Source organism: uncultured Marinococcus sp., from assembly GCF_947493875.1.
Classification (GTDB): domain Bacteria; phylum Bacillota; class Bacilli; order Bacillales; family Marinococcaceae; genus Marinococcus.
Window position 1 is genome coordinate 155,179 of sequence record NZ_CANLSU010000004.1, and the last position, 26,143, is coordinate 181,321.

25 protein-coding genes are annotated in these 26,143 nt (G+C 51.1%); 8 read left to right on the plus strand and 17 right to left on the minus strand.

Annotated features, from left to right (window positions below; all coding sequences use genetic code 11):
- Positions 1-12: 12 nt before the first annotated feature.
- The 8 genes from allC to Q0757_RS09075 form a co-directional block, all read right to left on the minus strand.
- Entirely contained in the window at positions 13-1,254 is a 1,242-nt protein-coding gene (gene allC / locus Q0757_RS09040; RefSeq protein WP_298786485.1) for an allantoate deiminase, read from the minus strand.
- Positions 1,255-1,281: 27 nt separating this feature from the next.
- Positions 1,282-1,632, minus strand: coding sequence for a hydroxyisourate hydrolase (gene uraH / locus Q0757_RS09045; RefSeq protein ID WP_298786487.1), 351 nt, complete (start codon positions 1,630-1,632; stop codon positions 1,282-1,284).
- Positions 1,633-3,210: a factor-independent urate hydroxylase gene (pucL, locus tag Q0757_RS09050; RefSeq protein ID WP_298786488.1), complete on the minus strand. Its 1,578-nt coding sequence runs from the start codon at positions 3,208-3,210 to the stop codon at positions 1,633-1,635.
- A 14-nt stretch (positions 3,211-3,224) separates the two neighbouring features.
- The gene (locus Q0757_RS09055) at positions 3,225-4,535 is read right to left on the minus strand and encodes a nucleobase:cation symporter-2 family protein (protein ID WP_298786489.1); all 1,311 of its coding nucleotides are present in this window, start codon (positions 4,533-4,535) and stop codon (positions 3,225-3,227) included.
- A gap of 157 nt (positions 4,536-4,692) precedes the next feature.
- A complete protein-coding gene (locus tag Q0757_RS09060; protein WP_298786490.1) occupies positions 4,693-6,312 on the minus strand; it encodes a PucR family transcriptional regulator in 1,620 nt (539 codons plus the stop codon).
- A gap of 146 nt (positions 6,313-6,458) precedes the next feature.
- Positions 6,459-7,067: a TetR/AcrR family transcriptional regulator gene (locus Q0757_RS09065; RefSeq protein WP_298786492.1), complete on the minus strand. Its 609-nt coding sequence runs from the start codon at positions 7,065-7,067 to the stop codon at positions 6,459-6,461.
- A 28-nt stretch (positions 7,068-7,095) separates the two neighbouring features.
- On the minus strand, positions 7,096-8,694 hold the full coding sequence (locus Q0757_RS09070; protein ID WP_298786494.1) for an ABC transporter permease: 1,599 nt from the start codon (positions 8,692-8,694) through the stop codon (positions 7,096-7,098).
- A gap of 2 nt (positions 8,695-8,696) precedes the next feature.
- Positions 8,697-9,596, minus strand: coding sequence for an ABC transporter ATP-binding protein (locus Q0757_RS09075; RefSeq protein ID WP_298786495.1), 900 nt, complete (start codon positions 9,594-9,596; stop codon positions 8,697-8,699).
- A 168-nt stretch (positions 9,597-9,764) separates the two neighbouring features.
- Here Q0757_RS09075 and uvsE point away from each other — a divergent pair, with 168 nt between their 5' ends.
- On the plus strand, positions 9,765-10,724 hold the full coding sequence (uvsE, locus tag Q0757_RS09080; protein WP_298787014.1) for a UV DNA damage repair endonuclease UvsE: 960 nt from the start codon (positions 9,765-9,767) through the stop codon (positions 10,722-10,724).
- Between the two features lie 39 nt (positions 10,725-10,763).
- On the opposite strand, the gene Q0757_RS09085 is transcribed toward uvsE, so the two are convergent.
- Positions 10,764-11,738 carry an NAD(P)H-quinone oxidoreductase gene (locus tag Q0757_RS09085; RefSeq protein WP_298786497.1) on the minus strand — a complete coding sequence of 325 codons (975 nt, stop codon included), beginning with the start codon at positions 11,736-11,738 and terminating at the stop codon, positions 10,764-10,766.
- A 196-nt stretch (positions 11,739-11,934) separates the two neighbouring features.
- On the opposite strand from Q0757_RS09085, the gene Q0757_RS09090 reads away from it, so the two are divergent.
- Both Q0757_RS09090 and Q0757_RS09095 read left to right on the plus strand, forming a co-directional pair.
- Positions 11,935-13,026: a nitric oxide synthase oxygenase gene (locus Q0757_RS09090; protein WP_298786499.1), complete on the plus strand. Its 1,092-nt coding sequence runs from the start codon at positions 11,935-11,937 to the stop codon at positions 13,024-13,026.
- Positions 13,027-13,137: 111 nt separating this feature from the next.
- The gene (locus tag Q0757_RS09095) at positions 13,138-13,467 is read left to right on the plus strand and encodes a four-helix bundle copper-binding protein (RefSeq protein WP_298786501.1); all 330 of its coding nucleotides are present in this window, start codon (positions 13,138-13,140) and stop codon (positions 13,465-13,467) included.
- Positions 13,468-13,512: 45 nt separating this feature from the next.
- On the opposite strand, the gene aroA is transcribed toward Q0757_RS09095, so the two are convergent.
- The 8 genes from aroA to Q0757_RS09135 all read right to left on the minus strand — a co-directional run bounded on the left by aroA (position 13,513) and on the right by Q0757_RS09135 (position 20,622).
- Complete coding sequence (gene aroA, locus Q0757_RS09100; protein WP_298786502.1) at positions 13,513-14,859, minus strand: 3-phosphoshikimate 1-carboxyvinyltransferase; 1,347 nt, start codon at positions 14,857-14,859, stop codon at positions 13,513-13,515.
- 77 nt (positions 14,860-14,936) lie between these two features.
- Positions 14,937-15,233, minus strand: coding sequence for a hypothetical protein (locus tag Q0757_RS09105; RefSeq protein ID WP_298786503.1), 297 nt, complete (start codon positions 15,231-15,233; stop codon positions 14,937-14,939).
- A gap of 68 nt (positions 15,234-15,301) precedes the next feature.
- Positions 15,302-15,643: a YolD-like family protein gene (locus tag Q0757_RS09110; protein WP_022794174.1), complete on the minus strand. Its 342-nt coding sequence runs from the start codon at positions 15,641-15,643 to the stop codon at positions 15,302-15,304.
- Between the two features lie 119 nt (positions 15,644-15,762).
- Positions 15,763-17,091: a 6-phospho-beta-glucosidase gene (locus Q0757_RS09115; RefSeq protein ID WP_298786506.1), complete on the minus strand. Its 1,329-nt coding sequence runs from the start codon at positions 17,089-17,091 to the stop codon at positions 15,763-15,765.
- 71 nt (positions 17,092-17,162) lie between these two features.
- Entirely contained in the window at positions 17,163-18,557 is a 1,395-nt protein-coding gene (locus tag Q0757_RS09120; protein WP_298786507.1) for a glycoside hydrolase family 1 protein, read from the minus strand.
- A gap of 95 nt (positions 18,558-18,652) precedes the next feature.
- A complete protein-coding gene (locus Q0757_RS09125; protein ID WP_079474600.1) occupies positions 18,653-18,958 on the minus strand; it encodes a PTS lactose/cellobiose transporter subunit IIA in 306 nt (101 codons plus the stop codon).
- A gap of 21 nt (positions 18,959-18,979) precedes the next feature.
- A complete protein-coding gene (celB, locus tag Q0757_RS09130; protein ID WP_298786528.1) occupies positions 18,980-20,299 on the minus strand; it encodes a PTS cellobiose transporter subunit IIC in 1,320 nt (439 codons plus the stop codon).
- A gap of 11 nt (positions 20,300-20,310) precedes the next feature.
- Complete coding sequence (locus Q0757_RS09135; protein ID WP_022794169.1) at positions 20,311-20,622, minus strand: PTS sugar transporter subunit IIB; 312 nt, start codon at positions 20,620-20,622, stop codon at positions 20,311-20,313.
- 229 nt (positions 20,623-20,851) lie between these two features.
- Here Q0757_RS09135 and Q0757_RS09140 point away from each other — a divergent pair, with 229 nt between their 5' ends.
- The 5 genes from Q0757_RS09140 (at position 20,852) to fetB (ending at position 26,121) form a co-directional block, all read left to right on the plus strand.
- The gene (locus Q0757_RS09140) at positions 20,852-22,783 is read left to right on the plus strand and encodes a BglG family transcription antiterminator (protein ID WP_298786530.1); all 1,932 of its coding nucleotides are present in this window, start codon (positions 20,852-20,854) and stop codon (positions 22,781-22,783) included.
- A gap of 164 nt (positions 22,784-22,947) precedes the next feature.
- On the plus strand, positions 22,948-23,508 hold the full coding sequence (locus Q0757_RS09145; protein WP_298786532.1) for a copper resistance protein CopC: 561 nt from the start codon (positions 22,948-22,950) through the stop codon (positions 23,506-23,508).
- Positions 23,505-24,596, plus strand: a complete 1,092-nt coding sequence (locus Q0757_RS09150) for a copper resistance D family protein (RefSeq protein ID WP_298786534.1) — start codon at positions 23,505-23,507, stop codon at positions 24,594-24,596. Before Q0757_RS09145 ends, Q0757_RS09150 begins: the two co-directional genes overlap by 4 nt.
- A gap of 101 nt (positions 24,597-24,697) precedes the next feature.
- Positions 24,698-25,336 (plus strand): ATP-binding cassette domain-containing protein, encoded by a 639-nt coding sequence (locus Q0757_RS09155; protein WP_298786536.1) that lies wholly within the window; start codon positions 24,698-24,700, stop codon positions 25,334-25,336.
- Positions 25,333-26,121, plus strand: coding sequence for an ABC transporter permease (gene fetB / locus Q0757_RS09160; RefSeq protein ID WP_298786538.1), 789 nt, complete (start codon positions 25,333-25,335; stop codon positions 26,119-26,121). Before Q0757_RS09155 ends, fetB begins: the two co-directional genes overlap by 4 nt.
- The last annotated feature ends 22 nt before the right edge of the window (positions 26,122-26,143 follow it).

Sequence of the window (26,143 nt, forward strand, 5' to 3'; positions counted from 1 at the left end):
TTACTCTCCTTTCTAATACGCTAAACGAAGCAGTGTTTCTTCAAGCACCTTTACTCCCTGCTCCAAATCACTGGATTTGGTATATTCCTTCGGCGAGTGGCTCACGCCGGCCTCGCTTGGCACAAACAACAGTGCAGTCGGATAATAGCTGCCCATGACCTGCGCGTCATGCCCGGCTCCGCTGATCATCAGCTGGGAGGGAATATGCAGGCTTTCAGCAGCTTTGTACATCGTTTCATATACCTCCTTGCTCATCGGCACCGGCTCCACCTCCATCCAGCAATTCGAAGAAATGTTCATGCCGTGCTTTTCAGCCTGCACGGTGTACAAATTTTCAAGCTCCTGCTCAATTTCTTCGAGCAGCGCCTTGCTGTGGTGACGGACATCCAGGCTGAAAACGACTTTAGAAGCGATGACGTTCGGTACATTTGGCGTAATTTCCATTTTGCCTACCGTGGCTACCATGCTTTCATCCTTGCTTCTGGCCATGGAGGTGATATTTGTAATCAGTTCACTGGCTAACACCACCGCATCCTTACGTTCCGGCATTGGCGTGGTTCCGGCATGGTTGCTTTCTCCTTCCACGGTAATATGATACCTGCGCTGCCCGACAATATCTGATACTACTCCGACAGAAGCATTCGACTTTTTCAGCGTCCCTCCCTGTTCCACATGAAGCTCAATGAAGGAGTCTATATCTTCACGCTTGAGCGGAAGCGAGGCAGGAGCTTCAAATTCACATGCACGCATTGCCTGACCGATGGAAATGCCGTCTGTATCCTTCAGGGCGTCCGTTTCGCCCTCTGACAGCCTTCCGGTAATATGACCCGACCCCCAGAACGTGACGGGAAAACGACTTCCTTCCTCCTCACAGAATGATACGATTTCAATGCTCTGCTTTGGCCGACCGTAAGCCTGCTTCAGCCTTTCTACGGCGAGCATGGCTGCAGCTACTCCGTATGCGCCGTCATACCTGCCGCCGTTTACGACAGAATCAATGTGGGAACCGGCCATGACGACCTTGTCCGTTTTTTCTGTCCCTTCCAAGCGTCCAAATACATTTCCAACAGCATCATAGCGGGATTCAAGGCCCATTGCCTCCATTTTTGCCTTTACTGCTTCCTGTGCCTGCTGCCACGATTCATCATATAAAAGCCTTGTTACACCGCCGTCCTCTGTTTTTCCAAAGCCGGCAAGCCACTCCATCAGCTGGTCGATTTGATCCTGAATTATGTTTGAAGAATGAACAGCCATACGTTTCCTCCTTTGCCTGGCTTTTAATCAGCTTCCCCGATATGTTTGGTAGCCGTAGGGAGATAACAGCAGCGGAAGGTGGTAGGACGTTTCCTCCGCTGAGAGTGTAACCCGGAGAGCCACCGTTTCCAGAAAATGCGGCTCCTCCTTCGTCCACCCCTTTTGCCGGAGATATTCTCCTGTTTGAAATTCCAGCTCATATGCTGCTGTTTGAATGGCCTCTGCCTGCAGCAGTGGTGCATCCACCCGCCCGTCTGCATTGGTTACCCGTTCTGCTTCTTTAATTCTCCGGCTGCCGTCCAGGCGGTACAGCGTCAGAGCTATACCATCCCCTGGACGTCCCGAAGCCAGATCCAGCACATGTGTTGTGAGTCCCATTTATGCTTCTCCTTCATGATCCAGATCTTCCCGGTGCACCGAAAAGCGCTGGAAGCCGTATGGACGGCGCGGCTCTGTATATACCTTTCCATCACTTCCGGGAATATCTTCAACCACAGTGTCCCATGTATGGTTCTGCGACTCGAAGGACACCTCCTGAAGCTGCGGGAACCGCTCCAGCACCCGGCGGCCGATATAATAGATCAGCTGCTGGATGGAGGCCGTCTGTGTTTCGTGGAAAACGGCAGCTGCAATATCCTTCACCTGCTCAGCGGCTACGTAGCCTTCCCCGTTTTGTCCGAAGGCGATATGCGGTGCTTCATAGGTCCAGCCGATATTCAAATAAATAAACAACGGACGGTTGGAGTCCTCGGGAAGCGTTGTGTATTCATCCCGGATAAAGCCGACAAATGAATTATCAACTACTTTCACGAGCTGGACATCCTTTACATAGCTTTCCTGCTCGATAATTTCCGGAGCCCCAAACGAGGTCCGCCCTATTTTTACCATCGCTGCAGGATTTTCATTATGCGACTTTTTAAACACTACACCGCTTTTGTATCCCGTATTATCTACATTTACTTTTTCGAAGGGAAGATGGTCGGCATATACTTCTGCGGTTTCGACGTGATCATATTTTTCGAGAAACGCTTCTCCGACATAGGCAAGAAATCCTTCCACTGTTGCCCCTTCATAACTGCCCAGGTGACGCTGAATAAAGTTTTTCATGGAATCCGTCGCCACCACCATGCTGTTGTCGCCCTCGGTAAAGCTCGGCAGGAAGGCCTCCCCGGTAATATTGACAGACACATTTAATCCAAAAATTGTGTTGTTGGTGCCTTCATAAGGGGACTCCGGTATTGGGGTGATATCTGTAAATGGTATGGAAAACGTCCGGTAGGCAAATACATCGCCTTTGCCGTAGCTCATCGTTCTCCGTTTTTTACTGCTCGTCCTTGTCGCTGTCTGCGACAGGCGGGCCGGCTCTGCCGCAAGCGCTGCAGAAGCCTCCTGCTCTCCGGCTGCGGGGCTGCTGCCTGTTTCCACGCTTTCGTTTGATTCAGTTATCGTTTCCGGCCGCTCCTCTTCAATGATGGCCTCGAGCCGCAGGAGAGCTATCCGGTGTATTTCCCTTACAGCCTGGCGCTCTTCTTCCTCCTGGGTATGTTCCATCCGCACCTGGACTGCCTCTAAGATATCCTCTGCGGTCTTTCCTCTTACCGCTATAATAAACGGCATGCCAAACTTATCCTGATAACGCTCGTTCCATATACGCAGCTCTTCCTGCTGCTCCTCTTCCATCTCCGTCAAACCAGCGCTTTCCTGCTCGGAAGCAGATTCCCCGCTCATCGGTTTCTTTTCTCCAAGAGAAGGGTGCGCCTGGATCAGGGCCCGCCGGTTTTCTTCCCCGGACGTCATAACTACGCCTGCCATTCGCTGGTGCAGATCTTCAACAGACTCTATCGGCCTCACCGGTTCAACTGCTTCGGCCACCCACGGAGAATTCTCATACACCCCTCCGAAAGTGTCGATAAATTCCCGGCGGGATAATTGGTTTACTTGTTCAATGGTCAGCATACACTACTCCTCCTTCAGGCTTTGCTTTGTTTTTCTTCATTATATACATGTTCCCCCTTCCACTGTGTGTTAAATAGGAGATTAATAAAAATTGCGGCTAAACTACCAGTGATAATGCCGTCCCCGAAGATGATGGCGAGCCCTTCCGGAAGGCTTGAAAACAGCTCCGGCACTACTGTGGCACCGAGTGCAAGCGACACGGAGCACGCAACCACCAGCTGGTTCGACTGTTCATTAAAATCGACGTCGCGGAGCATCTGCAGACCTGCAACGACAACCATTCCAAACATGACGACAGTGGCCCCGCCAAGCACCGGTGTTGGAATGATGACAACCAGGGCAGCAACCTTTGGAATCAGCCCCAGAACGATCAGGGTCATTGCCGCCGAGAAAATAACGTTTCTCGTTTTTACTTTTGAAAGCTCGAGCAGACCTACATTCTGTGCAAACGTACTGTAGGGAAAAGCGTTGAATAAGCCGCCGATAATGACGGCGAGCCCTTCGGAACGGTAGCCCCGGACCAGATCGTCCTCGTTCAGCTCACGATCCGTAATGCGGGCGACTGCGTAGTAAGCACCGGTCGTTTCAACGACGATCACGCTGCACACAATGATCATCGTGATAATCGGCCCAATTTCAAATGTCGGCATGCCGAAGTACAGCGGCTGAGGAAAATGAAACCACGAGGCTTCCATCACTTCTCCAAAGGAGACCCGGCCCATTACGGCTGCAGCTATCGTTCCGCCGGCAATACCGATCAGGACAGCGAGCGACCGCATAAACCCGGTAAACATCCGGAATAAAAGAATGATCACCGCAAGTACCCCAACTGATAAAAGCAGGTTGAAAAGGGAGCCAAAGTTTTCGCTTCCTTCTCCGCCGGCCATGTTTCTGATGCCGGTAGGAATAAGCGAAAGTCCGATAATCGTTACAACTGTGCCGCGCACAATCGGCGGGAACAGCTTTTGTAATTTTCCAAAAAATCTGGCAAAGATAACGACAAACAGCCCGGCCACAAGAATCGATCCGTAAATAGCTGTCACGCCGTAGTTGGTGCCAATGCTGATCATCGGTGTCACTGCTACAAATGATACGCCGAGCATGACTGGCAGCCCGATGCCGATATGTTTTCCCCTCCACAGCTGCAGCAGAGTTGCTACACCGCAGGAAAGCAGGTCAATTGCCACTAAGTATGCCAGCTGTTCTGCTGAAAGCTCCAGGGCGCGGCCTACAATAAGCGGAACGAGTATCGCTCCGGCGTACATTGCAAGCACGTGCTGAAGTCCCAATGAAAAAGTCCGAAGCCCGTTGGTTCCGTTAGCCATGATTAGGTGTTCCTCCTTTTATTATTACCTTACTATCCATCTTATAGGAGGCCCGGACATGATTCATTAGATGTTTTATATAAAATTACCAAAATATTTTAGCCATTCTATCTATAATCGTTAGAAAAATAAAGGGCTCTGTGCAGATTATCTTACATCACTCCGAGGAGAGAACATTCTGCACCCGCAGCGCCAGGCGCAGCCGCATCGTCGTTTCAGGATTTTTCAATGAAACCCCTAAGCGCTCCTCGCATTTTTCCAGGCGGTAGAGCACCGTATTACGGTGAATGTAAAGCCGTTTTGCCGTATCAGCCACGTGACAGTGCGACTCGAGATAGACAGATAAGGTCTGTACAAGTCCCTGTTCCTCCTGGCTCCCCTCCGTCAGCTCCTGCAGCACCGAGTGGCTGAACGAGGCCAGCTCTTCGGTAGGCAGCAGCCGGAGAAGCTGGGCAATATCCTTTGTATAATAGGTGCGGATAAAACCGCGTTCGCCGGTAAGCTGGCTGTTGTACAAGGTGTTTTCCGCCTCTTTATAGGAAGCCGGGGTATCAAGAAACGACCGCGCCGTGTTTCCAATGCCAAAGGATATCGAGCGGTCAAAAAACAGCTTAATCCCTTCCTGCAGCTGCTGCAGTGCCTCCACCAAAGCTTCATCTGCCTCTGCCTGCAGCTGTTCCACCTCCCATAAAATAATACACTGCCGCTCTTTTTTGAAAAACCAGGCCGGCGTCCGCCATTTGTCCAATTCGCCTTCAATGTATTCATACATGTGGTCCATTTCCCGCTGCTGCTGGGTATAGGTGACCGGAAGCCTTGGCTCGGGGTCAAGCATGCCTACTGCGCAGCCGTAATTTCGGCTGTTTGGCAGCCCCATCTCTTCTGCCCGGTTTCGTGCTTCTTCATCGGATGAATAGCCTTCATTGATGAAATTTTGAAAAAATTCATCGCGTGCTCTTCGTTCATACTGAGCGATGGCGCTCTGTTTCATGCGTTCGAACCCGATCACATTCACGGCCTGGTCAATGATAAGCACAAGCCCGTTGTCATAAATGGGGATTTCGCCGCCAATCACCAGGCAGCCGCTGCGTGTTTCGTGTGTCCGTACCGGAAACAGTGTATACGTCTGCGCTGTTTCCCACACGCAGAAGCTGCTGTAGGTACTGCCGGCTAAAAACAGATCCCGTTTCGCCCGACGGTGCGTTTCAAGCACCGTCTGTGCTGTTTCCATCCCTTCGCCTGCATAGATCGGACGGTCATATGCATCCAGCAGCAGAACCGGAAAGCCAATATAGTCGCATACTTCCTCAAGCAGCGCCGTCAGGCCTTTACCGTGCATAACATGATCGGTCAGCCGCTGGTGGATGTTTAACGCTTCGCGCAGCTCTCTTGTCCGCACCGAAAGCATGTCATTGAGCATATCATTGACCATCGCTCCAAGACCGATATCCTCCGGCAGGGCAATAATAGGAAACTGCAGCTCGTCCGCCTTTTCGATGACGCTCTCCGGCAGCTTCTGCAGAAAACGTTCGATTTTAAGCCCAATGCCGGCGCACCCCACGGCGTCCATCCGCTCGATGAGCACGCTTAATTCCTCAGGGCGGTCCTTGTAATGGTACCCGGTCGTCACCAGCAGGTCGTCCTCCTGCAGATAATCAACAATATCCGGTGCATCCATCATATTCACCTGCCGGATCTCCCGGATCTCTCCGTCTTTTCCCGCAAGCAGTGTAGCATCCTTCCAGACCGGGCGCTGCAGCGTTTCTCCTATGTTCACCGTTTCCGCCTCCTTGTGATACATCTCCAATCTTTTCTAACATGATTGGTTATTTTAACTTTTACTGTAGCAGAAAAAGTAATGCTCCCGCCAGTGGAAATTCCACCAGCCATAAAAAAGCTGCCGGCACCCGGCAGCCCTTCTGCTTATCTTTTAACGATACCGTACAAAAATAAATCATAAAAATGTGTCTGGTATTCTTCAAGCGTCATGCTGCCCGGCCCGTCCTCCCCCTGCTGAATCCGGTAGGCGACCATCTGCCGGAGCGAGATCGCATATGACATGAAAAAATCAATATTTATATTTTCCCGAAGAATCCCCTGCGCTTTTGCCAGCTCCACCAGCTCCCGGAACGCCGGCATCACTATTTTCTCGCCCCGGCTGCTGTAATCGGCCAGTACATGCGGATAATCCTGCATTAATTCCGTGAGAAAGCTCGATTGAAAAAACGATTCGTATTCCTTCATATCAAATATCTTCAAAAGCATCTCTTCAGTCATTCCATGCTTTCTGCTTTGCTCGATCAGCTCTTCCATCTTGTCTTTGGACTCCTGCATCACGCCGTCGAGCATTTCGCTTAAAATGCCTTCTTTGTCTGTAAAGTATTTATAAAATGTGGCCTTGCTTGCACTGGCTTCCACGCACAGCTGCCCGATGGTAACCGCTTTAATACCCTCCTGCAGAAACAGACGGTGCGCGGTTTCGACCAGATCCTTCTTTTTTCTCGTTGTTCGTCGTTTTTTATTGTATGCCACCGCTTATTTCCCCATTTCTTTCCTTTCTTTAAATGATCAAGTCTCTTTTTCTAATCGTAAACATTCCGACGACTGTAAAAACAGCGAATACTGCCAGAAGAATGACGGTCGACCAGGCTGTCCACTCCTCTGCAGGCACGCCTGGAATCTGCGCGTATGGCGAAATATCGCTCACCCATTCCGGCAGCTGAAGCAGCGGCCCAATAAGCCCGATCAGGGTAAACGCTGTATACACAAGCCAGACGAGTGACAGCGCCTTAGGCCACAGGCCCATCAGCAAAGCCGCCAGTCCAATAAACATCCAGACAGCCGGTGTCTGGGCGATGGCAGCGAAAAACACCTTCCATGCCCCATCTGCACTGTCCGTGTAGTAGCCGTAAAGCGCCCCGGCGCCTATGCCGCTGATCACAAGCAGCATAAAACTGCCCACGCAGGAAATCAGAAGATAATCAAGCATCCACCGCGGACGCGGAACAGACTGAACCAGCAGGATTTCTCCCCGGCCGTTCTTTTCCTCCCGGAGCATTTTGGTCATCACCTGCAGAGCATAGCCTGCTGCAAGCATGGCAAGAAATGCCATATAAGTGGCAAATAGCGATTCTGCAAGCGTAGCACCCTCGGCCTGCACGAGAAAATCTTCCCCAATTGGATTATCCGCAAAAAAGTCAGCAGCTTCTTCACTTATGGCCCCCATCGCCACTCCGTAAAGAGCCGCTCCGGCTGCCCAGCTTAGAAAAACCCAGCGAAATAAAAAGCTCTGCAGCCCAAGCAGGTGGGTCAGACCGCCCACGGCCCGGGCTTTTCCGCCCTGTACCCGCAGCACCCCGGCCCCGTCGTCCCGGCGGTAGTCTACATAAATGGCCGCCACTGCGAGTAGTGTAATACCCGCGCCAAACAAGCCGAGCGGCCACCAGCGCTCGTCCACGAAGGCGCGCATCGCCTGCCCCCACCCAATCGGAGACAGCCACCGCCACACATCCACAGAAGCCACATCGCCGACAGCCCGGAACAAAAATGCCAGGCCAAGCAGCGCAGAGCTGATACCGGACGCTGCTCCGGCGCTTTCACTCACCTGGGCCATCAACAGGCTGATGGTGCCAAACATAATTCCGACACCGGCAACCCCGAGTCCAAAGGCTGAGGCTCCTTCCCAGCTGAGCCCCTCTATCGTATAAGGCATGCCTGCGATAATAATGACGGCGATGAAAAGATTCGCGAGCACCATCAGTAAAAAAGCGGCTGTGGACATACTGACCCTGCCAATGACCCCTGCTTTCACAAGCTCTGAAAGTCCGCTTTCCTCTTCTGCTCTTGTATTGCGGACAATCATAAAGATGCTCATAAACGCAGCAGCGATCCCCACGTATAAAAACATCTCATTAGTAATCATCGCGCCGAACGTATAATTCTCAAGCCCATAGCCTGGACCGGCCATCGCCCGGAGTGCCGGACTTTCCAGAAGAAGCGCCCGGCCCTGCCGGTCTTCCTGCGTCGGATACGTTTCCGGAAAGCTGAGAATACTGAGCAGAAACAGCACCGAAATTGACACGATCCAAATAGGCAGCCGTACTCTTTCTTTCCGGAGCATTAGCCGAAACAGCCTGCCTGTTCCTGTGAACACTGACATGTTCATCCCGCTTCCCCTGCCTTCGATTCATAATGACGAAGAAAAATCTCTTCAAGCGTCGGCGGCCTTGACTCCAATGAAACCACACCTGCTGCTGAGAGCTCCTGCATGACCGGCGCCAGCCCTTCCGCGTCCACATAAAAGTGCACCTTCGAACCGTCTGCTTTCCACTGGTGGACGTCGCTTCGTTCCGCTAAAGAAGCCACCGTCTCCTTCGTTTCTGCCGTAATGGAAATACGCGTTAAATGCCGCAGCTCCTCAAGCGTACCGGACTCAATAATTTTTCCTTCTTTAATGATGCTGACCCGGTCACACAGCTCCTCCACCTCTGCCAGTATGTGACTCGAAAGCAGCACAGCCTTTCCTTCCTGCTGCAGCTCCCGTACGCATTCCCGAAAGATGGAGGCCATTAACGGGTCCAGACCCGAGGTCGGTTCGTCAAAAATATACAGATCCGCTTCCGAGGCAAACGCCGTAATGAGCGCGAGCTTCTGCCGGTTTCCCTTCGAATACGTTTTGCTTTTTTTCCGCGGGTCGAGCTGAAAGCGTTCAATCAGCTGCTGGCGTTTCTCTTCATTAAATTTACCGTGCAGCTTCCCGAGAACATCAATCACCTGGCCGCCGGTTAAATTCGGCCAGACGTTCACATCACCCGGTACGTAAGCCACCCGTTTGTGAATGTCTACGGCCCCGGTCCACGCATCTTTGCCAAACAGCTCCACTTCACCGCCGCTTTTTTTCAGCAGACCGAGCATTACCCGGATCGTGGTGGACTTTCCTGAACCGTTCGGACCTAAAAATCCTACCGTTTCTCCGTTTTGGATCGTCAAATCCACATGCTCAAGCGCTGTGTGCTTCCCAAAATATTTTGACACGCCCTCTAATTTCACCAGGTTATTCATGTTTACACCTCCCTAAATTGAACGTTTTTATTATTATCGTTTAAACTATTTTATAATATTCGTTCAATTAAGTCACGATTTATTTTTCATGTTCCTTTCTTTGAAGACTACGGCCGCTGATTTTTGGGTATGTGTAACAAAGATCTGAAATTGGAGGCATTATGTATGATGACTTTACGACTCGGATACGTATCTCAGGCTCTCGCTCTCTGGAACGCTTCTCCGGGAAAAACAATGACACTGACGCGCTGGCAGAAGATGGATCCCGAAAGCCGCGAGGATAAGCTGCGGGAGGTCACCCGTTTAAATCTGGAGCATACGATCCGCATGCTTCATTACAATATCGCCCACGACATTCCTTTGTACCGGTTTTCTTCCTCGCTTGCGCCTCTTGCCACTCATGACGAGGCCGCCTGGGATTACATAACGCCTTTTACGGATTTATATAAGGAAATCGGCAGACTTGTGCGGGAGCACAATATCCGCCCGAGCTTTCACCCGAACCAGTTCACGCTATTTACAAGCGACAAGCCTAATGTCACCACCAATGCCGTGCAGGACATGGAGTACCACTACCATATGCTTGAAGCCATGGGACTCGAACAAAGAGCATGGGTCAACCTGCACGTCGGGGGAGCCTACGGCGATAAAAAAGCGGCTGTGGCACGGTTTCACGAAAACCTTCAGCAGCTGCCCGAAAAAATCAAGGCGCGGATGACGCTGGAAAATGATGATAAAACGTACACAGCAGGCGACGTGCTCGCTGTCTGTGAACGGGAAAACATTCCAATGATGTTTGATTATCATCACTTCGAGGCCAACCATTCCGATGATGAACGTCTGGAGGAGCTGCTGCCCCGGTTTATTAATACATGGTCCCATACCGACAGCCGGCCGAAAATCCATCTTTCCTCGCCGAAATCACCCGAGGCCTTCCGCAGCCATGCCGATTACGTGGATCCGGAGTTTAATCTTCCGTTTCTGCAGGCCTTAAAACAGATCGGCGAGCCTATTGACGGGATGATTGAAGCAAAGCAGAAGGACTACGCGCTGCTGCAGCTTGTCGAAGACCTGGCTTCGCGGCGGAACGTGACAAGGACCGGCGGGGCAGAGCTCCAATGGAAATAAAGAGCCATAAAAAAGAGCCTGAACCCAGGCTCTTTTTTTCTACCATTCCAATATGATTTTTCCGATGTTTTTATTGTCCTGCATATGCCGGTGCGCATCCGCGATTTTTTCAAATGAAAACACCGTGTCTACGATAGGACGAATGGAGCCGTCCTCAAGGTGCGGCATCGCATGCTTCACAAAATCCCTGCTCAGTTCGGCTTTATATTCGTCGCTCCGCGGCGTAAGAAGCGTCCCGGTCAGCTGCACGCGCTTCATTAACAGCTTCATCAGATTCACGTTCGGTACGTTCGCCCCGCCAAGAACGCCAATCAACACCCATCGGCCGTCAGTCTGAATGCTTTTCAGGTTCTGTTCCCAGTAGGAGGCCCCGACAAAATCCAAAATCACATTTACGCCTTTATCATCGGTAGCCGCAAGCACCTCTTCCTCAAAATTCTGTTCTTTATAGTTAATGCAGACATCTGCACCGAGCTTTTGGGTGAATGCCAGCTTTTCTGCTGATCCGGCGGTGGTAAGGACACGGGCTGACGAAAGCTTGCTGGCCAGCTGAATGGCCGCTGTGCCTACACCGCTTCCCCCGGCATGAACCAGGACAGATTCATGCTGATTCAGGTGCCCGATCCAATAGAGCGTCTGGTAGGCCGTTAAGAATACCTCCGGCACGGCCGCTGCTTCAGCATACGTGAACGCCTCCGGTATCCGCATCACCCGGTCGGCCCGCATAACAGCATATTCTGCGTAGCCGCCGCCATTCACGAGCCCCATTACCCGGTCGCCCGGCGAAAACGGGTTCTCAGTGCCTGCTTCTTCCACCACGCCAGCCACTTCAATGCCGAGCACCGGGTTTTCGATGTATCCGGCCTTGCCCTCCCGGTTTAAAATGTCGGTCCGGTTCACGGCTGCTGCTTTCACCCTGATCAGCACCTCGTCCATCTCCGGCTTCGGAGCCTCACGATCCTGAATCTGCAGTACCTCCGGTCCGCCGGTTTCTGTAGTAATTACTGCCTTCATTGCTATCACTCACTTCCCTTTATTTTTCGTTTCCAGTATTCGCTTCCTTGCAGAACCTGTCAACTCGTACATTTATCTGTCATTGCCACAGTTGTTTATTTCCCGGGAAATAGCTTTTTTAAGAGTAATTTTTCGATAAAGGAAGATAATACCTTTATACTGAAAAAAAAAGCAAAAACTGAGGTGCAGACAAATCATGACCAATGTAGAAGCATTAAAACAGGATGCATATGCATTTTTAGAGCAGTATTACCGGGAAACAGGCCAGCCACTGGCCGTTTTTGAGGAACGCTGGGAAAACGTAGAGCAGGAGATTGAAGCTTCCGGGCACTATGAGCATACGTTTGAAGAATTGTCATTCGGAGCGAAGGTCTCCTGGCGCAACAGCAACCGCTGTATCGGGCGTTTTTTCTGGAAAAGCCTGCAGGTGATCGACTGCCGGGACGTGCGTACCGAAGAGCAGGCAGTCGAAGCGCTCCGCCACCATATCCGCTACGCAGAAAACGACGGGAAAATTATTCCCACGATCTCTGTATTTCCTTCGGTCAAAAACGGGAAGGAGCGGATGCGCATATGGAACTACCAGCTGATCCGCTACGCCGGCTACGAGCGGGACGGGGAAATCATTGGCGACCCGCAGTCTGTTGCTTTCACAAAGTACTGTGAATCACTGGGATGGAGGGGCGAAAAAACATCCTTTGACCTTCTTCCCCTGGTCGTTCAGGTAAACGAAGGTGCTCCCCAGTGGTTTCCGTTGAAAACCGAAGAAGTACTAGAAGTTCCGATTACCCATCCGGATAGCGATGCTTTTTCCACGCTCGGTTTAAAATGGTATGCCGTGCCGATTGTTTCGGATATGAAAATGGAAATCGGCGGCGTCACGTATACGGCCGCTCCGTTTAACGGCTGGTACATGGAAACGGAAATTGGCGCCCGGAACCTCGCAGACGAGGACCGCTACAATATGCTCCCGCAGGCTGCAGACGTGCTTGGCATCGACCGGACGTACGCGGGAAGTTTATGGAAGGACCGGGCGCTTGTCGAGATGAACCGCGCTGTGCTGCATTCGTATAAAAAAGCAGGCGTCAGCATGGTGGATCATCACACGGCCGCCTCGCAGTTCAGACGGTTTGAGCAGCAGGAGCAAAAAGCAGGCCGGGAAATAACCGGTGACTGGACGTGGCTGATCCCGCCGGTATCGCCGGCCGCTACTCATATCTTTCACAGCTCCTACCGCAATATCATGCACACGCCGAATTTCTTTTACCAGCAGCATCCTTATAAATAATGATACAAAGAAGCAGGTGAATACTGCCTGCTTCCACATATTTTACGTTTGAATAAATACCCCTGCCGGGAACCCCTATACCAGTACCTAATATGAGAAAGGATGATGAGTATGAACGCTACAAAGAAGGAATGCCTCGAAGCCTGCATCGAATGTATGAAGCAGTGCAACCACTGCTTTAACGACTGCCTGCAGGAGGACGACGTGAAAATGATGGCCGAATGTATACGTCTCGACCGCGAATGCGCAGATATCTGCGCTATGACAGCTAAAGCCATCCAGTCCAACAGTCCATTGATGAAAGAGACCGCTCAGCTGTGTGCAGAAGCCTGCAAGGCATGCGGAGATGAATGTGCCAAGCATGACCACCAGCACTGCAAAGACTGCGCAGATGCCTGCTACCGCTGCGAAAAAGCCTGCCGGGAGCTTGCTGCATCATAATTTCTGCACAAAAGCCCCCTCCTAAAAATGGAGAGGGCTTCTTTTTTATGAAAATTTCACCGGCACGCCGGCTGCTTCAAACAAATCATAGAAGGTCGGACACGTTTTCGACACGCATCCCGGATCTTCAATATAGATTCCGGGCACCTTCGCTCCAATCAGCGAAAGGGCCATAGCCACCCGGTGATCATCGTAGGAATGAAGTGACACGCCAACCGGCGTCCCCGGGTATATTTTCAGACCGTCCGAGTATTCATCCACCCGGATGCCCATTTTCTGAAGCTCTGTGCACGCTGCGTGAATGCGGTCGGATTCGTGATGACGAATATGCTCCACGTCCCGGACCGTAATCGGGGCATCGGCAAACGGAGCCAGGGCAGCAACGGTCAGCGTCTGATCGGACATTTCCTTCATGCTGAGCTCAAACCCGCCCGAAAGCTGTTCCGGACCTGTGACTTCAATGTAGGTGTCACCCTTTTCCACGCGGCAGCCCATTTTTTCGAACACATCCACCATTCCTATATCCGGCTGATTGGTATCCATTGTTAAATTATTAATACGGACCGTTCCGGCCGTGAGTGCCGCCAGTGCCATAAAATAACTGGCTGTCGACGCATCTGCTTCAAGCGCCATGCTCCGGCCCTGAAAGCTCTTTGCCGGCACCTGCATGTCAGTTAAATCCTCGTTGTACGTAACCGGCACCCCGAACTGATTCATTAAATCGAGCGTAATGTGTACATAGGCGTGCTGCACGATGTAATCCGGAATCCGGATACGCAGGCCTTCCTCTGTATAGGCACCCGTCAGCAGCAGGCCGCTGATAAACTGGCTCGATAATTTGCCGGAAATGGTCACTTCTTTACCGGGGAGCCCGCCCGCATGAATTTCAAGCGGATAAAACCCTTTTTTATCTATGTAATGAACATCGGCTCCGAGCGTTTCCAGGGCTTCCATTAACGGCTCCACCGGACGTTCACTCATTCGTTTGCTCGCTTCCACCCTGTAAACTCCGCTACCGGCTGCTGCAAGCGGCCCCGGAAGGAAACGGGCCGTAGTACCGGCTGCTCCTATGTAAAGCTCTGCGTCCTCCTCCGGCCACCGGCCCCCGCATCCGTGGATCGTCACCGTATCGCCCTCCACTTCGGACTTCACGCCGAGCGCACGCAGAGCGCCAAGGCACCAGTACGAGTCATCGCTTTTTAAAATGCCTGAAAGGGTGGAGGTGCCTTCCGCCAGTGCTGCCATAATCAGGGCCCGGTTCGTAAAGCTTTTGCTTCCCGGCACCGTCAAAGAGGTCTGAATCGATCCCGGCGAAACTGGGGAAACGTGTACTTTGTCTACATCTGTTAATGATGCCCACGGCGAGCGGGCCCGAAAATCTGGTATACTCATTAAACATCCGTCCTCTGCATCGTTTTCTACATTACACCATGAACCAGTATTGCGCGCAACCAGCGTTTTTTGAAGATCTACACTACACCGGTAAGTGCCGGGCTGACCATAAACCAGAGCAGAAGCACCGCCATAATAATCCAGCCGCTCAGCTTCATCCATCCCGGCTCACTGCGCGAAAAAGCAATCATGCTCATGAATGCACTGAGCGCAAGCAGCAGAATGCCGATCGTCAGCAGCGACCCAAATAACGGCACAAAGGGACTGGTGTCGGGAAGAGAAAATACGGCAGACACAATGATAGATACAGCAATCAGCCCGACACCTCCCAGGGAAGACGTTAAGGAAATTCTGCTGAATTTTTTGTCCTTCATTTCATTCGCTCCCTTTTGGGTTCTTTTCTTGCCTTTCTTTCCCTCAGGTATATTTTAAAAACATGCTTTTACGTCTCCAGGTCCATAATGTCCTGCACACCAATATGCCGGACGTCCCCGCCTGCTTCTATTTTAATTGTTTTGTTCAGCTCGTCCAGATGCAGAATTTTTCCGGTCATCTTTATTTCTGCATAAGGATCAAACACATGAAGCGTTACTTCCACTCCAGCCGCCGCAGCTTCGTGAAGGCGGTGGGAAAACTCCTCAAGCTGCTGCTCGTCCCAGAGGGGCCTGAATTTCATCCGGTCCTCTTTTTGGTGACGCAGCCACATTTCCCGGTGCTCCGGCAGAATCATCCGGCTGGATTCCCATCGCATATTCGACCCCGGGGTTAATTTGTTTTCTTTCATCCGTAACGCCTCCTTTCGATTTAGTATACACGAACGTTTGTTCTTTTTGTGGTTTATTTTAAAATTTGGCAAAATTTTTCTAACAAAAAGGCCTCCTGATTTAGGAGACCTTCTTCGTTTTAAGCCTTTTCTGTCTGGAAAAACTGCGGCAGATGCTCCCGATGGGCTTCGAGCATGTCATCAAGCATCTGTTTTGCTTTTGTGTCAGACGGAACGAGAGGATTAATAGTCATCGCCAGAAGAGCCGTCCCGTAGTTTCCCGTCACCGCTGCTTCAGCAGCTACCCGTTCAAACGACTTGATCTGCTGCACGAGTCCCTGGACTGCCACCGGAAGCTCTCCGACAGCCACGGGCCTCGGACCGTCCTTTGTGATAACGGAGCTGATTTCCACCGCCGACTCCGCCGGGATCCCTGCAATGGCACCGCGGTTTCTCGTATTAACCGGCTGGATGTCCCGGGTGTCATTGTATATCGAGTTGATCAGGCTGCAGGCCGCTTCGCTGTAATAAGCCCCGCCGCGCTGCTCCAGCTGCTCCGGCTTCGACCGGAGTGTTTCATCGCCGTAGAGGGCAAAAAGCTCCTCCTCCACCCCCTGCACGACCTCCGCACGGGTGCCGGTTTCCTGGGCTGCCACCTGTTCCTCAGCCAGCATTTCTTCTGTTTTATAGTAATACCGGTGATACGGGCAGGGGAGCACCTGCAGAGCCCGTATGAAATCCGGCTCCCATCCGAGCGCTGCGATATTTTTCATCGTGGAGGCATTCGCCGGATCTGCCACCGCTTCAAGCGCCTGCTGTTTTACATCTTCACCGTCGAGATAAATGTTCAGCCCGTACACCATGTGATTCAGCCCGGCAAAGTCAATGTGTACGCGACTGCCGTCTACTCCAAGCGCTTCAGCCACTCCCATCTGCATTCCCACCGGCACGTTGCAGAGGCCGACAATTCGTTCGTGGTTCGTATAGCGCAGCACCGCTTCTGTCACCATGCCGGCCGGATTTGTAAAGTTTACAAGCCACGCGTCCGGACACAGCCGCTCAATGTCATGCACAATGTCAATAATAACCGGAATGGTCCGCAGTCCTTTAAACAGCCCGCCCGGTCCGTTCGTTTCCTGACCGATCACGCCGTAGGAGAGCGGAATCCGCTCGTCCTTCGCCCGCGCTTCAAGCATACCAACCCGAAACTGAGTGGTGACAAAATCCGCTCCCGGCAATGCTTCCTCCCGGCTGTAGGAAAGATGCACTGTCATATCGACACCTGCTTCGGCTGCCATACGCTGGGCGAGCTTTCCCACGATCTCCAGCTTTTCTTTTCCTTCCGGAATATCTACGAGCCACAGCTCCTTCACCGGCAGTTCGTGATGTCTTTTAATAAAGCCCTCCACGAGCTCCGGGGTGTAGCTGGAACCACCGCCGATCGTTACAATTTTAATCCCATCCTGCATCGTCTCGCTCCTTTTTCTGCGTATATTTATACAGACCAAGCCGTCTGCAGATAAACAGACGGCCCGTAATGCTATTTTTCAAATCCGTTATTTTTGTGTACATCAGTGATCCAATAGGCACTTTTTTTCGGCGTGCGTTCCTGCGTATCGATATTGACAGAAAAATAGCCGTAGCGGTTTTTGTAGGCATTCATCCACGACCAGTTATCGATAAACGACCAGAGATGGTACCCTTTAGCGTTAGCGCCTTCTTCGATGGCCCGGTGCAGCCATTCAAGATGATCCTGGATGAACTCAATGCGGTAATCATCCTGAATCATGCCGTCTTCCATAAATCTGGCTTCGTCCTGAACCCCCATGCCGTTTTCAGAAATGAACGACGGGATATTCCCGTAGTTATCCCGGAGATTGATCATAATGTCATATACACCCTTCGGATAAATTTCCCATCCGCGGTACGGATTCATTTTCCGTCCGGGCATTTCGTAATGGTCGAAAAACCACTCGGGCAGTATTGGAGCGCTTGGATTCGGCAGGTTTTCCTTCGCTTTGACCCGGCGCGGCTGATAGTAGTTCACGCCCAGCAGGTCGACTTTTCCTTCTTTGATCAGCTCTTTATCCCCGCTCTCGGTATCCGGAAGCACCCCGTGCTCCCCGAGCAGGTCAATCAGCTCCTGAGGATACTCCCCGAGCACGGTGGGATCGAGAAAGCTCCGGTTAAAAAATAAATCTGCAATCCGGGAAGCCTTCAGATCTGCCGGATGGCTGCTTCTTGGATAGGACGGGGTCAGGTTCAAAATAACGCCGATTTCCCCGCCAGCCCGGTCCTTTTCACGAAAGGCTTTCACCGCAAACACATGGGACAGGAGGGTATGATAGCCCACCTGGGCCGCCCGCTTCATGTCGACGACGTTAGGATAATGAAAGTCGTACATGTAGCCGCCCTCCACCGGAACAATCGGTTCATTGTGCGTAAACCATTTTTTCACCCGGTCGCCGAACAGATCAAAGCAGATGCCGGCATAACGGCCAAAGTATTCCGCTGTCTCCCTGTTCTCCCAGCCGCCAATCTCCTGCATCGCCATCGGCATATCGAAATGATATAAACAGACAAACGGCTCCACGCCCTGTTCAATCATTTCGTTGATAACATTGTTATAAAAATCAACAGCTTCCTGGTTCACTTTCCCGGAGCCGTCCGGGATCAGCCGGGACCAGGAGATCGACAAGCGAAAGGAATTAAAATTAATATCCTTCATCCGGGCAATGTCGTCCTTGTACTGGTGATAAAAATCGGATGTAGTGCCAGGACCTACTCCGTTAAAAAAACGATTCGGCTCTTCTTCAAACCATTGATCCCAAATATTTTTCCCTTTGCCGCCTTCATTCGCGGCGCCTTCAATCTGAGTGGCGGATGTGGCCGCCCCCCACCAGAATCCTTTTGGAAACGTGAACTTCTCTGCCATAGATGGTACCTCCTAAAATGGTTGCGCCTGTATATGTTTTACAACAAGCAGGGCCCCGGACCGTTTTTTTCTTTCAGCCGGGTCCCTCTTTATGCTTACCGCGTGCGATACACTTCCACGATCTCTTCAGCCAGGTCTCTGACCGTCATAGAGGTCATCAAATGGTCCTGCGAATGAATAAGCATAACATTAACGGAAAAATCCTCGCCGCTTGCTTCTTTCGTGAGCAGGTTGGTCTGGTAGGAATGTGCTTTCCCGAGCTCTTCCCCTGCTTCCTTGATCAGCTCTTCGGCGCGGTCGAAGTTTCCGGCCTTCGCTTCCTGGATCGCTTCCATGGCGTTTGCTTTGCCGTTACCAGCGTATAATATAATCTGAAACGCGGTTTCTGTTAACGCTTCCATATTCTCCACTCCTATTCTGATTTAACCGCTTTTTTGCTTGTTGTCTGCATTTGTCGTTTCTTTTTCTCCTTCTACTTCATTCCGGACATACTGACGGTCCAGAATCCGCAGGAACGGGAACCATATGATAAATACCACGGCCAGGTTAAACAGCTGCAGGACAGCTCCCTGCCAGGCGTTCCCAGTAGCCAGAAATCCGCTTAAGAAAATCGGGGTGGTCCACGGAACGATGATTCCTGCCGGCTTTGGCACCAGGCCGATCGACATCGTTACATACGTTATGACTGCAATAACGACCGGAGCCACCAGCCAAGGAATCAATATCAATGGATTCATGATGATCGGCAGGCCGAAAATAATCGGTTCGTTGACGTTAAAGAATCCCGGGGGACCGCCAACCTTGCCAAGCTGCTTCGCCTGTTTGCTGCGTGCGAGCATGAACAGCCAGAGCACAATCGCAAGCGTCATACCGGAGCCGCCCATCCCTACAATAAATGTATCAATAAATTGTTTGGTGACAACATTCGGAAGCGCTTCTCCTGCCTGGAACGCCTGAAAGTTCTGATCGTTCAGCGCGTACCAGATCGGGTCGAACACGGAGTTAACCAGAATCTGCCCGTGCAGGCCGAAAAACCAGAATATCTGAATCATAAGAACAGCTATGATCGTAGCCGGAAGCCCGCTGCCAAGCGCTGTTAATGGCTCCTGTAAAACGGTATAAATAAAGCTCTGAGCAGATTCAAACGGGGTAAGGCTGAACAAAATACGGATAGCGAGAAAGACCGATAAGGTCAGGGCGATAGGGATCAGCGCACTGAACGATCTCGAGACCGCGTCCGGAACCCCGGCCGGCATTTTAATTGTCAGGTTTTTCTGTACGAAGTAGCGGTACAGCTCGGCCGCGAGAAACGCGGTCAGTATACCGACGAACATGCCTTCGGCCCCGAGAGTGGCCGTTGGAATAACTCCTTCCACGTCCTCGAAGGTCTGCGGGGTTAAAATGATGAAACCCGCCAGGGCGACCATCCCGCCGTAGAGTGCTTCCACGCCGTACGAGGCAGTTAATTTATACCCGATCCCAACGATGACAAAAAGCCCCATAATACTAAGCGTGGATGCCGAAGCCGGACCAAGCGCTGCCTGGTAGGCTGCATAGGCGTCTTCCCCAATCAGCTGATCCAGAAATGGAAAGTTGGCGATAACAACAAAGATAGAACCAAAAATGATTAACGGCAGGGCAATCAGAAACCCGTCGCGCAAGGCCGTCAGATGACGGTTGTTATTTAGTTTTTCTGCAATCGGCATCAGAATATTTTCCAATACCTCCATAAATCGATTCATGTGTCTCCCCCCTATTTTTGCTCGTTTAACAGCTTCATGGCGTGATCAAGTACCGCTTTTCCGTCTACACGTCCGTAAGCGACGGAATCAATAATATCAAGCGGAATCCCCTGCTCATCGGCGACCTTGCCAAATTTTTTCTTCATAAAGCGCATCTGCGGGCCGATCAAAAGTACATCAGCCTTTTTGATTTCTTCCGGTGCTTTATCCTGGGCTGCTGCCCATATTTCCGCCTGGACACCCTGCTCATCGGCTGCTTCTTTCATTTTTGAAACAAGAAGACTTGTCGACATTCCGGCGGAGCATGCTAATAAAATATTCATTGATATTCCTCCAATTAAAATAAAATGATGTGCGGTTGATATACTCAATATAATAAAATAGCGCTTTCATAGATAGAGAATGTTCTTCCGTTAGGAAGCGGAAATCATTTGCACTTCTTTCCTGCTTCTTTTGTGCTACTTTTATAGTATCCCTAATTACGCACTGTAGACTATGCATTTTTTCTACAGCGCTTACATACGTGTTCACCTTTAAGGGGGGGGAAGAGATATGACTACACGCAGCAACAGCATTTTAAGAGAATTAGTCGCGAGCGGCGTCCCGGTGACCGGAAGCTATCTGGCGTCCTTGCACCAGGTGTCGAGCCGGACCATCCGGGAGGACATCAAAGGACTTCAGACAACGCTTCAGTCGAACGGGGCAGAAATTGAAGCTATTAAAGGAAAGGGATACCAGCTGAAAATCATCGACAATGATAAGTTCCGGGCATATGTGAAGGAGTATCTGCAGCCGGCAGCCCCTGATTCCCAGGCTCTTCCCAGCCTGCCCGAAGAACGGGTTTCATATCTGATCCAGCGGCTGCTTCTTGCCAGTTCCTTCATCAAGCTGGATGAGCTTGCCGATGAGATGTTTGTAAGCCGCTCCACAGTACAGAACGATCTGAAAAAGGTGAGGGAGATTTTAAAGGAGTATAATATTGCTCTTGAACGGACCGCCAATGATGGCCTTCATCTCCAGGGGAGCGAGATGCAGATGCGTTTTTGCATCGCTGAATATATTTTCGACCGGCAGAATGAGCAGCCGCGCCACGATCAGTCGCTGCCTTTTCTTCATCTTTCCGAACAGGAAAGAAAAAGCATCTGGAACACTATTTTAAGGCAGATTAAAATTCAGCATATTTCTTTATCCGATATTGCCCTGCACAATTTATTTAACCATATTCTGATTGCCTACCAGCGCATTCAGGACGAGTACTACGTATCGATGTATCACGCAGAATTTGATGAACTGATACAAAAGCGTGAATACCAGGTAGCCAAAAATATCGTTGAAGAAATCAATCAGACCTGGCAGGTGTCGTTTCCGGAGGAAGAAATTGCCTATATTACGCTTCATCTGCTTGGCACCCGACTGTTCGACAACGAAGATGGCACCGTTGAAACGGTAAAGAACTCTCTCGATACCGATACGTATAATATGGTCAGTTTTCTGCTCGTTCATATCGACAAGGAACTGCATCTGAAGCTTCAAAACGATCAGGAGCTTATCGTTGCCCTTGCTCTTCATCTGCAGCCGGCCATCAGCCGGTTCCGGTACAATATGAACGTTCGCAATCCTATGCTTGCCGATATTAAAGCCAACTATCCGCTCGCCTTTGAAGCCGGGGTCGTTGCCGGCATCGCTCTTGAAGAGCATTACGATATCCGTATTGATGAAAATGAAATAGGCTATCTGGCTCTTCATATCGGTGCCGCGCTTGAACGCAGTAAAATGGAAACAACGCCTGCCCGATGCCTGATTGTCTGCGCCTCCGGCCGCGGAAGCGCCCAGCTGCTCTACTACCGGCTCCAGGCCAAATTCGGAAGGCGGCTTCACATTCAGGGAACAACAGAATATTACCGTCTGCGGGAGATGAATTTTGATCATATCGACGTCATTATCAGCTCGGTCCCGATTTACGATGACCTACCTGTTCCGGTGCTTCAGGTAAATACGATTCTAAGCGAAACTGACCTTCGCACCATCGAGGGCTTTATTTCCAGAGAGCCTGCTGTTCGTACGTATTTACGGGAGTCTCTCGTTTTTTTACACCAGCCCTTTTCCACTACTCGGCAAATACTCACGTTTTTCGAACGGGAGCTGTCTGCCCGGCACTTAATTGATGATGGTTTTCTCGATTCTGTCCTTGAACGGGAGAATGTGGCTTCGACTGCCTTTGGCAACCTTGTCGCCATCCCCCACCCGGTCACGCCTAAGACAGAGGAGACCTTTTTAGCCTTTTGTACGCTCGATAAACCTGTTCGCTGGGGAGAACGGCCTGTTCAGCTGGTGTGCCTGTTGAATGTAAAAAAAGACAGCACCGAAGACCTTCAGGAAATGTACGAGCTGCTCGGGCGAGTGATTGAACAGCCAAAATTAATTCAAAGGCTGTTAAAAGCAGAAACCGCTGAAGGGTTTCTCCAGCTCCTCGCATCCTCCTGATTTGATCAGGCAGAGAGAATGAATCCTCTCTGCCTTTTTCCTTCCTGAAAAACGATTTTCGTAAATTATTCACATCCTTTCCTCCTTTTCGAACGTATTCTTTGGTATAAAGGAAGAAGATGTCTATAATTACGTTCTCGTTCATATAAAAGGAGGAAAAACCTATGCGCCGTTTAATCGCCTGCTTAGCCGCCGGCTTTCTGCTTTCGCCCGCAGTGGCTGAAGCACATACACACCTCGAAGGCTCCGATCCTGAAGACGGAGCCACAGTGGAAGCACCCGAAGACATCATGTTTTATTTTGACGGTCCTATTGAAGACTACAACGGGGTTACGGTCAAAGATGCAGAAGGAAATGACGTGGAAACCGCTGATGTGTCCATCGAGCCTGAAGACCAATTGAATGTGACAATGGAAGAGCCGCTTGAGGCTGGAGAATACGAAGCCTCTTTTGATATTGTCAGTGAAGACGGCCATATTATGGAGGACAGCTCTTCCTTTACTGTAGAAGAAGCAGCCGAAGAAGAAGCAGCGACCTCCAATGACAACTCCTCTTCTGAAAACAATGCGGAAGGAGCGGAGGAAAACGCCGACGGTGAAACCGAAAGCGCCATTAATGAAGAAGAAGCCGGCTCCGGGTTCGGCATAACCATTGGAGTGATCGGCCTGGGTCTCGTCGTCGCCATTGTGGCCCTGTTCCTGTTCCGCCTTAAACGCCGGACATGATTCTTGCAGCAGGTAACGCTCTGCAGTATTTGTTTTTCGCTGTACTTGCCGGCACGCTCTTGCTTCAGCTTATCCCTGCCACGCACCGGCCGACGCTTTCTATTCCGTTTTTTGTTCCGGCAGCAGCTGCAGCCCTGCTTCCTGTCGTTTCCTTCGTTCCCATCGCCCAGCTCACCCGCACGATAGCTTCGGGCAGGGACATGCCTTTCTTCGGTGCCCTCGAGCGTATATTGTTCCAGTACGAAGTAGGCCAGAGCTGGGTAGTGCTGTTTGTGCTGAGCTTTTTTTTGCTCGGGATATTTATTCTTTTCTTTCATTCCACCGGCATGCCGCGCGCTGCCGCCGTCGTCGGCCTCGTTCTTGTCATGGGAATGATTGGTGCTCTGGGAGCATCCGGCCACGCTGCCAATGCGATTCCTCTCATCGGCGGAACTCTTCATTTTTTCCATCTGCTTGCCGTTAGTCTTTGGATCGGCACGCTGTTGATGGTCAGCTGGTTTGGTGTTTCCTATAAGCAATGGGCTTCTTTTCTGGAGTGGTTCACTCTGATAGCCGTCATGTGTGTCATTATTATCGCCTTTACCGGCATAATCATGGGGCAGCTGCTGACAGACCCATTTATCGGTTCATGGGCTCTTCCATACGGAGAAGCTCTCATATGGAAGCATTTGTTTTATATTGTTATCCTTACGTTTGCACTTTTTAACGGAATATTCATCCGCAGGCGCCTGCAGCAGGTCACGGATTACAACCCGCGGCAGTGGCTTCGGGCAGAAAGCCTGACCGCCGTACTTATCTTTGTCATTACCGCTTTTATGACCGAACAGGAGCCAGGCGGCAGTCTGAATTATGAAAATCCGGCCTTTTTGTTTCATGTGCTCTACCCTGCCTCCATACCGGACAGCGCTTCCTTTCAGCTGCAGCTGCATCCCATCACCATTTTAAGCGTGCTGTTATCCTTTGGGTTTCTATACCTTATGGTGCAGAGCTTTCATCGCGGACGCTCGCCGTTCAGCGTTTTCATTCTCGGCTGTATGTTTGTGCTGAGTGCCTACACCGGTCTTGTGTATATTCTCGATTTCGCCTGAGCAGGCATTCTGCCCAAGCGCTCATGGAAATGTTCATGAGTGCTTTTTTATTTTCCTATCGATTATTTCCGGGTAATAATTTTAATGAAAGGAGCCGTTTTATGTTTCAGTTAAACGATGTAAAGTATAAGAGCATTATTAACACAAAGCAGCTCACCATCCCCACCGATACTGTCACTGCTGTCACCGGCCCAAGCGGATCGGGAAAATCAACTCTTCTGCGCCTGCTCAATTATCTGGCCACCCCGGAAAGCGGCACCGTTTCCTACCAGGGAAAACCATACACCGACTGGGAACCAACAGAGCTGCGCAGGAAGGTGATGATGCTTCCGCAGCGGCCGGTGCTGTTCGGGGAAACAGTAGCTGAAAACCTTCAGGCAGGGAGACTGTTCAGCGGCAGAGAGGAAGCTTCTGACGAAAAGCTTATCGCTGCGGCACAGCAGTGCATGCTTGATAAAAAGCTCCGTGACCCGGCCGAAAATTTGTCCGGCGGGGAACAGCAGCGTCTCTCCCTCGCCCGCCTGCTTCTTGCCGGCCCCGACGTTTATTTACTCGACGAGCCGACCTCAGCGCTCGATGAAGACATGGAATGGAACGTCATGGAACGATTTCTCGCAGAAGCACGGCGTTCTGCCAAAGGAGTTATTTTTATCAGCCATGCGACGGCGATGGCCGATCATTTTGCCGACCGCATCGTTCACTCAGATTCATTTACCAGCGTGGGAGGCCTGAAATCATGACTGAAAACACCTCTATTATCGAGCTGTCGTTCTGGCAGATTCTTGCTGCCTACGTGTTTATCATTCTTTTGCTTGTCATTGTGCGCTGGCGGAAAATCCCCAGGGAGAAAGAAATACTCATTTCTTCGCTCCGTATGACGTTTCAGCTGCTGTTAATGGGCTACGTGCTCATGTTTTTATTTGAAAACCCGAGCCCCTGGCTCACATCGCTGATTGTGCTTTTTATGCTCGGCTTTGCGATCTGGAATATTTTCCAGCGCGTCCGTGGTCCCCTGACCCGGGAAATGAAACGGGCGATCGCTGTATCGATGAGTCTCGGGACCATCCTGAGCCTGCTGTATTTCAACTTTGCAGTTATCCAGTTTGCTCCGTGGTTTAACCCGCGCTATTTCATTCCAATTGCAGGCATGATTATCGGCAACTCCATGACTGGCATTACCCTTGGGGTCCAGACGCTGACAGAGCACCTGCACAGCCAGCGTTCGCGGGTGGAAGCAGCACTCATGCTCGGAGCAACCCCGAATCAGGCCACCCGCAAGCTTGTGAACCAATCCTTCGACGCGGCGATCCTTCCCACGATCAACAATATGGTTGGGGCAGGAATCGTATTTCTGCCAGGGATGATGACCGGGCAGATTATTTCCGGGGTTAACCCTGTGACAGCGATCGGCTATCAGATCGCTATTCTTCTGGGCATTACCGGGGCCGTCGCTCTCAGCGTTATTTTATTTACCCAGCTCGGCTACAAGACGTATTTTAACGAACGCATGCAGCTGAAGGAGTAACAGGAAGACTCCTTTACCTGCA